This window comes from Vibrio sp. D401a (assembly GCF_030248515.1).
Lineage (GTDB): Bacteria > Pseudomonadota > Gammaproteobacteria > Enterobacterales > Vibrionaceae > Vibrio > Vibrio rotiferianus.
Genome location: NZ_JAHGAI010000001.1, coordinates 1 through 11429 on the forward strand (window position 1 = coordinate 1; position 11429 = coordinate 11429).

Here is an 11429-nt window from a genome sequence, read left to right on the forward strand (position 1 = left end):
ACCTTATTTAGGACGGTACACAGTCCCGATATAAGCCTCGCAATGCGAGGCTTATTACTTACTAGCTTGCATAAAAGAACAGTGCTGCTTGTTCAAGTTTGACTGACTGGGCATAATGTTACATGTAACATTACTGATAATTTAGACATTTATGGCTCAGCAGAATAAGAAAGCACGAACGACATTACAGGATGTCGCAGACAAAGTTGGCGTAACAAAGATGACCGTCTCGCGTTACATGCGCAATCCAGACTCAGTGGCAGAAAAAACGCGAGTGAAAATTGCCGCTGTAATTGAAGAGATGGGCTACATCGAAAACCGTGCTCCGGCGATGCTGTCGAAGTCTTCCAGTAAAGCGATTGGTATTTTACTGCCTTCACTGTCCAACCAAATTTTTGCGTCTTTTGTTCAGGGCATTGAAACGGTCACTAAAGCTAATGGCTACGAAACGCTACTTGCGCACTTTAGTTATGACGAGCTGGAAGAAGAACGCAAAATCGCGTCGCTGCTCTCTTATCAAGTTGACGGCTTAATCTTAACTGAAAGCCATCACACTCAACGCACTTTGCAGATGATCAAAAACGCTGGCGTTCCTGTGGTAGAGACCATGGAGCTGCCAGAGCAGCCGATTGATATGGCGGTCGGCATGGATCACGAAGACGCTTCTTACAGCGTCGTAAAGCGCATGTTGGAGTCGGGCAAGCGTACTATTGTTTACTTCGGTGCTCGCTTGGATACGCGTACTAAATTGCGTATGCAAGGCTACGATCGCGCGATGACAGAAGCAGGATTGGAGCCAAAACACGTGCTAACGGGCGATCACTCTAGCTTTTCGTTGGCGCATGATTTATTGGAGCGCGCACTGGCAACCTACCCAGAACTTGATGGTGTATTTTGTACCAACGACGACATCGCGATTGGTACTTTGTTGAGTGCTCAGCAACGCGGCATCAAAGTGCCAGATCAACTTGCGGTGGTGGGCTACAACGCATTAGACATCGGGCAAACTATTAGCCCGAAACTGACCAGTGTGGATACACCGCGTTTCGAGATTGGTGAGAAAAGTGCCGAGCTACTGATTGCGCGCCTCAAGGGTGAAGAGCAAGCAGAGACCAAAGTCGACATGGGCTACCAAATTACGGCGGGCGAAAGCGTCTAACTCACTCACGTTTATTTTTCATCATTCGTTTCTGATAAGGACACGGGCATGCCACATCAACTTGATGCGCTAGACCTAAATTTAATGCGCTTACTTAAAGCCGTGGTGGATAACCGCAGCATCAAGTTGGCGGCGATGCAGCTTGGTATTTCGCAGCCCAGCGCCAGTCGCGGGGTGATGAAACTCAAAGACGTGTTTGATGATCCGCTGTTTGTGCGTAAAGCGCATGGGGTAGAGCCATCCCCAATGGCGATTCGCTTAGCGGCGGAGTTCGATAACATGCTGTCGCCGCTAGAAAAAGTAGTGCAGGAGTTTTCGGAGTTTGACCCACTCGAATACCAAGGCCAGATTGCGATTGTGACCGACCCCTATTTGATGGATGAACAAGGCCAGCGTTTATTGCGCGGTTGCCATCAAGCTTTTCCTCAAGCCTCGTTTGTTTTCTCAAGCTGGAACATTTATTCCCAAGACGAGATGCTAGAGGGCGAACACGACTACTGCATTCTCGACCAAGAAACCGAGTTATCGAAAGACATCTACATGCGCCCGTTATTTGTTGAAAAGCGTGTGATTTTGGCGCGTAAAGACCATCCAACCTTGTCGCAAGTCAGTAATGACTGGGATACGGTGTCGGAATTGCCACTGGTCTCTTTGCCTGCACCTGCGTCTTACAACCCGCTATGCACGGTGGAATCGGAATATCGCCGCATGGGTTACGAGCCCGTTGTGTTGCTTAAGTCCTACAACTTGCGTGTCGCTTGCCAAATGCTGCTTGAGACCGATGCCATCATGTATGCCAGCCAAAGTACTGCACATTTGATGCACGAGCTTGCCTCTTATCCAATGCCGATGGTCAACCGAGAGTTCAGCCAGTTTGTTGTTTCTGGAGGTTATTTACAGACCTACCGTAACCACCCATTGCACCGCCATTTGCACCAAGTGGTGCAGCAAACCCTCAATACGCCATTAACGTGATCGGATAAGCAAACTGCCCGTTAAGATATTCAAAAATGAATATCTCAATTACCTGTCTGTTTTGCTGAAGAAGGGCTAATCTGACTAAAAATAGTCAGGAGAAGCGGCTCTTTTTATCTTATCAATTCTTTGAATGTCTGATTCTTAAAGGACATTCACCATTCTCCGTTATGCAGTTTTTTAATTTCTGGGGAGGATGAATCATGCTCATTGCACGTCTATTTTTATTGCTTGCCATCGTTGCCGAAGTTGCCGGTACCAGTACGATGTCGTTTATTGGTGAAAGTAATGCGTGGGAAGGCTATCTGGTGATGTACATTCTGATCGCCATTTCCTATTACTTCTTGTCGAAAGCGGCAAAGAAAATCTCTATCGGTGTCGCGTACGCAACATGGGAAGGTTTGGGTATCGCCTTGATTACCCTGGTTTCTATCGTTTTGTTTGACGCCAACTTAAGCACGCAGCAGTTGCTTGGTTTGGCGCTGGCAGTCGTCGGTATTGTGTGTGTGACGCTCGGCGAATCACACGGTCAGCCTCAACAAAAAGATGAGTTGCCAAGCTCATCGAATGCGAGGTGTTAATCATGAGCCAATTTTTTACTGTTTCATTTGGATTTGTTGTTATGGCGGCGTTGGTCGACATCATGGCGAACATGGCGCTGACTCGCTCTAAAGGCTTTAAGCACAGAGGGTGGGGTATCACTGCTATTGTGTTGGTGATGGCGGCGTTTACCTTACTTGCTCAAGCGGTAAAAGAGATCGACCTTGCGATCGCATACGCCTCTTGGGGTGCAATCGGTATCTTAGGTACCGCGATTGGTGGTGCTTTGCTGTTCAAACAAAAGCTTAAGCCGATTGGCTGGTTTGGTATTTTTGTGGTGATTGCAGCGGTTGTGGTGATGAAGACGGCTTGATGATTGAAAGTAATCAACGAAACAAAAAAGCGGAGTGCACAACACTCCGCTTTTTCTGTTTTTGAGGGGCTTCCCACTTTAAACAATAAAGCTTGCGCCTTCTTCTGCGCTCGAAACGCTCTGACGAATCACGCTAAAGAAACCACGACCCCAAGTCTGTTGTTTCGCTTCAGTATCCATCTCTAACAATTCACGACCCGTAACGTCGCTTAGGTTATTCAGCTCGCCAGTTTGGCAATCAACGCGGATGATGTCGCCATTGCGCACCAAGCCAATCGCGCCGCCACGAATTGCTTCTGGAGATACGTGGATTGCCGATGGAATCTTACCGGATGCACCCGATAGTCGACCATCCGTTACTAGCGCGACTTTAAAGCCCGCTTTCTGCACGTTGCCGAGGATTGGCATCAGTTTATGTAGCTCTGGCATGCCGTTCGCTGCAGGACCGTTGTGCGTTACGACCACGATGCAATCTTGGTTTAGGTCACCGCGTTTGTACGCCGCTTCCACTTCGTGTTGGCATTGGAATACGAGCGCAGGCGCTTCGATGATGCGCTGATCTTCTTTCACCGCAGACACTTTCACCACTGCTTTACCCAAGTTACCGTTCAGTACGCGAGTACCACCAGTGTTTTGGAAAGCTTGTGTTGGCGCAGCAATCACTTCGCCGTCTTGGCTGCCACCACATGGTGTCCAAGTCAGTTTGCCATCGACTAATGTAGGTAGTGTCATTTGGTCTTCGAACTCGCCGAATACCGGTTTCACGTCACGATGAAGCAAGCCCGACTCGTCCAAACGATGCAATAGCGCAGGTACGCCGCCCGCTTCTTGGAATGCGTTCATGTCAGCTGGACCATTCGGGTAAACGCGCGCTAATAGTGGCACGACTTCAGATAGGTCACTGATGTCTTGCCATGTCAGAATCAAACCTGCTGCACGCGCCACTGCCAACATATGGATAGTGTGGTTGGTGCTGCCGCCCGATGCCAACAGCGCAATAATGCCGTTGATCAGGCTCTTTTCTGTGACGACTTCAGACAATGGACGGAAGTTTGCTGAGCCTGCATTCATTGCCGCAATTTTCAGAGCTGCGTGATCGGTTAATGCCTTGCGCAACTCAGTATGTGGATGGATGAATGCCGAACCTGGCAGCATCAAACCCATGGCTTCAAACACAAGCTGGTTAGTGTTTGCCGTGCCGTAGAAGGTACATGTGCCAGCTGAGTGGTAAGCGCGACACTCCATATCAAGTAGCGCGTCTTTGCCTACTTCGCCCGCTGCGTATTTTTGGCGAACGTCGACTTTCTCTTCATTGCTGATGCCTGTTGCCATCAAACCTGCTGGCACAAACGCCGTTGGTAGGTGTGCGTAAGACAGCGCGCCCATCAATTGTCCCGGTGCGATTTTGTCGCAGATACCCAGAAGCAAGGTCGCATCGAATACGTTGTGGCTCAGTGAAAGCGCTGTTGATTGAGCAATTAAGTCACGAGAAAACAGTGACATGTCCATGCCCGCTTGACCTTGAGTCACGCCATCACACATTGCCGGAACACAACCAGCAACTTGCGCAGTGTGACCGTAACCAGACAGCACTTGTTTGATTTGATCAGGGTAGTGTTGGTACGGCTGGTGGGCACTTAACATATCGTTGTAAGCACTGATTAGCGCTACATTCGAATGCGTGAAATCCAGAATGCTTTTCTTTTCTGAAGAACATGATGCCGCAACAGCGTGAGCCAAGTTACCGCAAGACAGACCGACACGACCTTTGCCCGCTTCTGCTTGGACTTCAGTGCGAGCAAGAAACGCCGCACGCGCCTCTTGGCTGCGCTCAACTAAGCGCTGGGTAACGTCTAAAATTACTTGATGAGTCATGCCATTGCCTCGTCTTGCACAAGGATTAACTCAGCGGCATTCGACACAACGTCTTCGATGGTTGCATCAATGCTGACGAAAATGGTGCGAGGCTCATTTTCTGGACGTTCTAGAGCTTCGAACTGGCTGTTGACCATGTTCTCTTTCATGAAGTGACCTTGGCGAGCACGCATACGCTCAAGGATCAGTTCTTTGCTGCCATCTAGGAAAAGGAAGGTCACGTTTTCGTTGCCTTCGCGGATTTGGTCACGATAAATCTTTTTTAGTGCCGAGCAGACAATAATGCCGTGCTCGTTTTTGCTTTCTAAGCTATAAGCAGCGTCGCGGATACGTTCTAGCCAAGGTTTGCGGTCGTCGTCGTTCAGAGGTTGGCCTGACGCCATCTTCTGAATGTTTGCTCGTGGGTGAAGATCATCACCATCAATGAATTTACGTCCCAGCTTTTTCGCCAAGTGCTCACCAATTGTGGTTTTGCCACTCGCACAAACGCCCATAACGACGACACTACTACCAGCCATAACTTATCCTCATAACAAATTTGCGCGTGATCTCAATTTTTGAATTCACTTTAAAATATGGGTTTATCTTATTCATGTTATCGGTAACATGTTACCGGTAACTCAAATAAATGTGAACCACAACACAAACAATAATTTTTAAAGGTGAACCCATGGAACAGCTAACCCAAGCTCCAGACCCTACGTTCCTATTAACGATTGCAGTCCTCGCGATTGCGGCGTTACTTGTATTGATTATTAAGCTAAAAGTGCACGCTTTTGCTTCCCTAACTATGGTGAGTTTAGGTACTGCGATTGCGACTGGCGTTTCTTCTGACCAAGTTGTCCCAACCATGATGAGTGGTTTCGGTGGCACGCTGGCTTCAGTAGCATTGCTGGTTGGTCTTGGCGCAATGATCGGTAAGATTTTGGAAGTAACTGGCGGTGCGCAAGTGCTGGCAGATACTTTGATTGGACGCTTCGGTAAAGAGCGCGCACCATTTGCATTGGGTGTGGCTTCACTACTGTTCGGTTTCCCAATCTTCTTTGATGCTGGTCTCGTGGTCATGATGCCAATCATCCTAAGTGTGGCAGCACGCTTTGGTGGTTCGCCAATCAAATACGCACTACCAGCAGCGGGTGCGTTTGCAGTAATGCACGGCTTTGTTCCTCCGCACCCAGGTCCAGTTGCAGCAGCAGAATTTTTAGGCGCAAACATTGGTCTACTGCTTGTTGTTGGTATCCTAGTGGCTATCCCAACTTGGTACCTAGGCGCTTACCTATTTGGTCTGTATGCGGGCAAGAAATTCGATATCCCACTATCAAAAGCGTTCTTCAACGGTGAAACACAAGTTGACGAATCTAAGCTGCCAAAATTTGGCACAGTAATGACCATCCTAGTGCTGCCTGTACTGCTAATCTGTTTAGACACAGTACTGAACACGCTAGCGGTTGCGGGTGTGATTGATGGCAAAACAGCACTGGTTGAGTTCCTACGTATGTTAGGTAAAACGCCAGTAGCCCTTCTGATTACTCTGCTTGTGTCTCTTGCGGTATTCGCGAAAGACTACGGCATGGCAAAACTTGAGAAGCTGTGTGGCGACTCATTGGCTCCTATCTGTGGCGTTATCCTAGTAACAGGTGCGGGCGGCATGTTTGGTGGCGTACTGCGTGCAAGTGGTATCGGTGATGCACTAGCAGACGTTCTGACTGACACAGGTATGCCAGTGATCGTAGCAGCGTTTGTTATCTCTACCTGTCTGCGTGTTGCTCAAGGCTCTGCAACCGTAGCACTAACGACAACAGCAGCACTTATCGCACCAGTAGTGGCAGCATCAACTGGTTTGAGCGAGCTAGACCTATGCTTTATCGTTATCGCGATTGCAGGTGGTGCAACAGTGCTTTCTCACTTCAACGACTCTGGTTTCTGGCTTGTATCTCGTCTACTAGAGATGGATGAGAAAACAACGCTAAAAACTTGGACGGTAATGGAAACTTTACTTGGTGGTATCGCATTTATTATTGTAGCAACATTAAGCTTTATTCTTTAGAGGTTACCCATGACAACACTTGAACAACGATTAAGAGAAATCAAAATCGTCCCAGTTATCGCAATCAACGATGTAGCACACGCTCTGCCACTGGCAAAAGTGTTGGTAGAAAACGGTTTACCATGTGCGGAAGTGACATTCCGCACTGAAGCGGCGGCTGAGTCGATCCGCATCATGCGTGAAGCGCACCCAGAACTGTTGATCGGTGCTGGTACAGTATTGACAACAGAGCAAGTGGACATCGCGATTGAAGCGGGTGTGGACTTCATCGTGAGCCCAGGCTTCAACCCAACCACAGTGAAATACTGTCAGCAACGCAACGTGACAATCGTACCGGGTGTAAACAACCCAAGCTTGGTTGAGCAAGCGATGGAAATGGGTCTACGTACCCTGAAGTTCTTCCCTGCTGAGCCATCAGGTGGCGTAAACATGCTTAAAGCACTAACGGCAGTTTACCCAGTGGAATTCATGCCGACAGGTGGTGTAAGCCCATCTAACGTGGAAGATTACCTAGCGCTGAAATCGGTTGTAGCGTGTGGCGGTACTTGGATGGTGCCAACCGCTATGATGGACAACGGCGATTGGGAAGGTATTGCTGAATTGGTTCGCGCAGTTAAGTAAAACGCGCAAACGGCTCCGAAATACCCCCGAACGTTTTAAAACGTGAATAGAAAAAGGGTCATCAAGTAATTGATGACCCTTTTTGTTTATCTGCTTAAATCGCAAAGTGATTCACGCGTGATTAACGCATCGTTACGAACTCTTCAGAGCCTGTTGGGTGGATAGCCACAACAGAGTCGAAGTCTGCTTTGGTTGCGCCCATCTTCATTGCTACGCCGAAGCCTTGAATCATTTCATCAACGGTAAAGCCGATGCCGTGTAGACCAACAACCGTTTCTTCTTCGCCAGCACATACTAGCTTCATCTTACATGGTTGACGGTGCTTAGTAACCGCTGTGTACATCGCAGTAAAGCCAGACGTGTAGACTTTGATGTTGTCTTTGCCGTACTTCTCTTCTGCTTCTTGAGTTGTTAGACCGATAGTGCCGATTGGTGGGTGGCTGAATACCACAGTTGGTACCAAATCGTAGTCCATTTTCGCGTTTGGTTTGTTGTTGAACAGACGCTCAGAAAGTTGACGACCCGCTTTCACCGCCACTGGTGTTAGCTCGATACCACCTTCCATGATGTCACCTACACAGTAGATGCCTTTCACGTTGGTTTCTTGGTATTCGTCTACCTTGATGTAGCCACGATCGTTCGTTGCAACGCCAGTTGATGCTAGGTTAATAGCGTCAGTTGCTGGGTGACGACCGATTGCCCAGATTAGGGTATCAACGTTTTGGCTCTCTCCGTTTTCTAGGTGCAGAGTTAGGCTACCATCTGCTTCTTTTACCACTTCTTTTGGAACAGAGTGGGTGTGCAGAGTTGGACCTTCAGCGTCCATCACTTCTACTAGCGTTTCGATGATCATTGGATCGAAGCTACGTAGTGGTGATTCTTTACGAACGAATAGGTGCGTTTCTGTGCCAAGTGCATGCAGTACGCCAGCGATTTCTACCGCGATGTAACCTGCACCAATCACTGCAACGCGTTTTGGTTGCTCAGCAAGCTCGAAGAAGCCGTTTGAGTCGATGCCGTATTCTGCGCCTGGGATGTTTGGAATCGTTGGACGACCACCCACTGCGATCAGGATGTGATCCGCTGTGTAGTGTTCACCATTTACTTCAACTGTTTTCTCGTCAACAAACTTAGCAAAGCCTTTAATCACGTTTACTTTGTTGTTGCCAAGAACGCGGTCGTAAGATTGGTGGATACGACCAATGTAAGCCTGACGACTCTCAACCAGTTTGCTCCAGTCGAAACCTTTTACATCTACATCGAAGCCGTAGTCTTCTGCGTACAGGTTCATTGCTTCTGCAACTTGCGCGCCGTGCCACATTACTTTTTTAGGCACACAACCAACGTTTACACAGGTACCGCCAAGGTCTTGAGCTTCGATAAGCGCTACTTTAGCACCGTACATTGCCGCACGGTTTGCTGATGCAATGCCGCCGCTGCCGCCACCGATACAGATATAATCAAAATGAGTCGCCATTACTTTCTCCAAGAGCTTATTAATTTTTGTCTGACAACAATTACATTGGGGTAGTGGGTGATGAACTCAACATCCCTAAATAAATTGTTACCTGCCTAAGCCTGTTGAAGTGACTTAAGCATGATCCGTTGTCCCTATCATAAATCGAGTCTAGCAATTTCCTAAATGGGAAAAAGTGACATTACTTATGACAAATAGCGATGAGAGGATAGCAAAGCGGAATAAGGCGCTATTCCGCTTGGTGTTTTTCATGCTTAGGGTAAGGAAAATTCATTAACCGCAGCAGCTTGATGTGCCACAGCCTGACTGGGCTTGCACGTCTTTACCATCCGCAAGATAAGTGTTGGTTAGGTAGAAATCGCTAAACAGCTGCACGAAGTCTTCCGATACTGTCTTCTCTACTAATCCTGATTCTAGGATGTGCTTTTGCCATGCCTGCATTTTTGGCAGACCACAGAAGAAGTCGTAACCAGAATGCGCTTTGACGATGGCAGCGCGATGCAGAAGCGGCAGCCAAGCCATGTCTACATTACTTAGTTCATCGGATTTAAAGAACTTGGTTTCACCAGACAGTTGGTTTTCTGCTTTTTGGAACGCTTTGATCAGTTTCTCTGCGCGCTCTTCAAAGGTTGCTTGGTCTTTACTGCCCATGGTGCCGCACTGAGGCAAGTAGTGTTTTGAACCTAGGTAGCTCCATGCGCGATCCAGTGCACGTTGTTCGTTTGTCACACCTTGCTCTAACGGACCGTATTCGTCTTCGATGTATTCGATGATCGCATCCGATTCAAACAGCGCCGTGCCAGACTCTGTCACCATCACTGGTACTTGACCGTTTGGTGAGATGTCTAGGAACCATTGTGGTTTGTCTTTTAAACTGATGTATTCAATCTCGTAAGGGATCTGCTTTGCTTCTAGTGCCGCAGTTACGCGTTGAACAAATGGGCAAATTTTAAAACTGATAATTTTAAGCATGGTCATTTCTCTCTATGGTTTAGCTTGTTTACATCCCTAAGACACAGTCAAAAAAGAAAAGACGAAGCGCAGACGATAATTTTTGAAAAAATAAATAAAAAAAAGCGCAATGAGGTCATCGTTGCGCTTTAAGGTTCTGAAATTCAGTGTTTTTTATTCTGGAACGATCCAGTCGACTTTCCAGTGGCCGGTTGCTGGCGCGATTGCTTCTTGCAGGAATGGCAGAATTTCTTTCATCTGGCTTTCCAGTTTCCACGGTGGGTTAATCACGATCATGCCCGATGCCGTCATGCCACGCTCGTTGGTGTCTGGAGAGACGCCCAATTCGATTTGCAGGATTTTGCGAATGCCAAGCCCTTCCAAGCCTTCAATCATGTCTTCGATATCACAGCGGTTTACCACTGGGTACCAAATCGCGTAGATGCCTGTTGCCCAACGTTTATGGCTTTGGAAAATCGCTTGCACGACGTCGCGGTACTCTTTCGCTAGCTCGTATGGTGGGTCAATCAGCACCAAACCACGACGTTCTTGCGGTGGCAGACTGCCTTTCAGACGCTTGAAGCCATCTTCTTTGTAGATGCTCACTTGACGATCGCGATGGAACTCTTGTTCCAGCAGTGGGTGATCGGCTGGGTGCAGCTCAGTCAGAACCATGCGGTCTTGTGGGCGGATTTGCGCACGTGCAACGCGCGGTGAACCAGGGTAGAAACGCAGCTTTTCACCGTTGTTCAATGTTTTGATTGAATCGATGTAGCTTGCGATCTCTTCAGGGATGTTTGAGTTATCCCAAATGCGCGCGATGCCTTGTTTGTATTCGCCCGTTTTTTCAGACCATTCGTGAGTCAGATCGTAGCGTCCCACACCCGAGTGGGTATCGTGATAAACAAACGGCTTATCTTTCTGCTTTAGTGCATCAAGAATGAGGCTTTGAACGATGTGTTTTACCACGTCAGCATGGTTGCCAGCGTGGAAGCTGTGGCGGTAACTTAACAAATTAAACTCTCGAAACACTCTTTGACTGAGTGTGGTCTGTGATTTTCGCGATATGGCGGTATTATACTCAAGTAACTTGAAGAAGTAGAACTTCGATTCAAATCAGTATCACTGATAGGGATTCGCTATTGAAATTTCTTTAAGTCACCCATACTTAGTATGAGTAAACAAATTGAACCTAAGTGGGATTGCACCGCTCCAATAGAGTGCGAAACCTGACTTAGGCATAACAAGACTCAAGGACAGAGTAAGCACTCTTTGACCGATTTGGTCATTGCTGCATCGAGAAAGGGAACGGAGATCCCCCCATCCATGTTGTTGGCTTGCCTGTGCATTGAGTTCGCCTACTGTTTTGCAAACACCAATAGATTCTTTGCAAATGCGAATAGGCAAATAC

11 protein-coding genes are annotated in these 11429 nt (G+C 47.9%); 6 read left to right on the forward strand and 5 right to left on the reverse strand.

From position 1 onward, the window contains the following. The first annotated feature begins 151 nt into the window (after positions 1–151). The 4 genes from KIV41_RS00005 to KIV41_RS00020 all read left to right on the forward strand — a co-directional run bounded on the left by KIV41_RS00005 (position 152) and on the right by KIV41_RS00020 (position 3047). On the forward strand, positions 152–1159 hold the full coding sequence (locus KIV41_RS00005; RefSeq protein ID WP_009705443.1) for a LacI family DNA-binding transcriptional regulator: 1008 nt from the start codon (positions 152–154) through the stop codon (positions 1157–1159). A gap of 48 nt (positions 1160–1207) precedes the next feature. Then, entirely contained in the window at positions 1208–2134 is a 927-nt protein-coding gene (locus KIV41_RS00010; protein ID WP_285335482.1) for a LysR family transcriptional regulator, read from the forward strand. A 203-nt stretch (positions 2135–2337) separates the two neighbouring features. Beyond that, complete coding sequence (locus KIV41_RS00015; protein WP_285335483.1) at positions 2338–2715, forward strand: SMR family transporter; 378 nt, start codon at positions 2338–2340, stop codon at positions 2713–2715. A gap of 2 nt (positions 2716–2717) precedes the next feature. Beyond that, positions 2718–3047, forward strand: coding sequence for an SMR family transporter (locus KIV41_RS00020; RefSeq protein ID WP_005434604.1), 330 nt, complete (start codon positions 2718–2720; stop codon positions 3045–3047). A 78-nt stretch (positions 3048–3125) separates the two neighbouring features. On the opposite strand, the gene edd is transcribed toward KIV41_RS00020, so the two are convergent. Continuing rightward, the gene (edd, locus tag KIV41_RS00025) at positions 3126–4922 is read right to left on the reverse strand and encodes a phosphogluconate dehydratase (RefSeq protein ID WP_285335484.1); all 1797 of its coding nucleotides are present in this window, start codon (positions 4920–4922) and stop codon (positions 3126–3128) included. Beyond that, positions 4919–5440 carry a gluconokinase gene (locus KIV41_RS00030; protein WP_005434599.1) on the reverse strand — a complete coding sequence of 174 codons (522 nt, stop codon included), beginning with the start codon at positions 5438–5440 and terminating at the stop codon, positions 4919–4921. The genes edd and KIV41_RS00030 overlap by 4 nt, the downstream gene beginning before the upstream one ends. A gap of 152 nt (positions 5441–5592) precedes the next feature. Between KIV41_RS00030 and KIV41_RS00035 the strand changes: the two genes are divergently transcribed. Further along, the gene (locus KIV41_RS00035; RefSeq protein ID WP_005434597.1) at positions 5593–6969 is read left to right on the forward strand and encodes a GntP family permease; all 1377 of its coding nucleotides are present in this window, start codon (positions 5593–5595) and stop codon (positions 6967–6969) included. A 9-nt stretch (positions 6970–6978) separates the two neighbouring features. Further along, complete coding sequence (locus KIV41_RS00040) at positions 6979–7590, forward strand: bifunctional 4-hydroxy-2-oxoglutarate aldolase/2-dehydro-3-deoxy-phosphogluconate aldolase (RefSeq protein ID WP_285335485.1); 612 nt, start codon at positions 6979–6981, stop codon at positions 7588–7590. 121 nt (positions 7591–7711) lie between these two features. Here KIV41_RS00040 and gorA read toward each other — a convergent pair whose 3' ends face one another. The 3 genes from gorA to KIV41_RS00055 form a co-directional block, all read right to left on the reverse strand. Further along, positions 7712–9067, reverse strand: coding sequence for a glutathione-disulfide reductase (gorA, locus tag KIV41_RS00045; protein WP_005429991.1), 1356 nt, complete (start codon positions 9065–9067; stop codon positions 7712–7714). Between the two features lie 273 nt (positions 9068–9340). After that, positions 9341–10039, reverse strand: coding sequence for a glutathione S-transferase family protein (locus KIV41_RS00050; protein ID WP_216604281.1), 699 nt, complete (start codon positions 10037–10039; stop codon positions 9341–9343). A 153-nt stretch (positions 10040–10192) separates the two neighbouring features. Next, complete coding sequence (locus KIV41_RS00055; protein ID WP_171356867.1) at positions 10193–11032, reverse strand: 23S rRNA (adenine(2030)-N(6))-methyltransferase RlmJ; 840 nt, start codon at positions 11030–11032, stop codon at positions 10193–10195. Positions 11033–11429 lie beyond the last annotated feature (397 nt).

Excerpts from the sequence above, each read along its gene's own strand:
- KIV41_RS00030 (WP_005434599.1), bottom strand. The coding sequence starts at position 5,440 with ATGGCTGGTAGTAGTGTCGTCGTTATGGGCGTTTGTGCGAGTGGCAAA.
- KIV41_RS00050 (WP_216604281.1), bottom strand. The coding sequence starts at position 10,039 with ATGCTTAAAATTATCAGTTTTAAAATTTGCCCATTTGTTCAACGCGTA.
- KIV41_RS00040 (WP_285335485.1), top strand. The coding sequence starts at position 6,979 with ATGACAACACTTGAACAACGATTAAGAGAAATCAAAATCGTCCCAGTT.
- KIV41_RS00035 (WP_005434597.1), top strand. The coding sequence starts at position 5,593 with ATGGAACAGCTAACCCAAGCTCCAGACCCTACGTTCCTATTAACGATT.
- KIV41_RS00015 (WP_285335483.1), top strand. The coding sequence starts at position 2,338 with ATGCTCATTGCACGTCTATTTTTATTGCTTGCCATCGTTGCCGAAGTT.
- edd (WP_285335484.1), bottom strand. The coding sequence starts at position 4,922 with ATGACTCATCAAGTAATTTTAGACGTTACCCAGCGCTTAGTTGAGCGC.
- KIV41_RS00005 (WP_009705443.1), top strand. The coding sequence starts at position 152 with ATGGCTCAGCAGAATAAGAAAGCACGAACGACATTACAGGATGTCGCA.
- gorA (WP_005429991.1), bottom strand. The coding sequence starts at position 9,067 with ATGGCGACTCATTTTGATTATATCTGTATCGGTGGCGGCAGCGGCGGC.
- KIV41_RS00020 (WP_005434604.1), top strand. The coding sequence starts at position 2,718 with ATGAGCCAATTTTTTACTGTTTCATTTGGATTTGTTGTTATGGCGGCG.
- KIV41_RS00010 (WP_285335482.1), top strand. The coding sequence starts at position 1,208 with ATGCCACATCAACTTGATGCGCTAGACCTAAATTTAATGCGCTTACTT.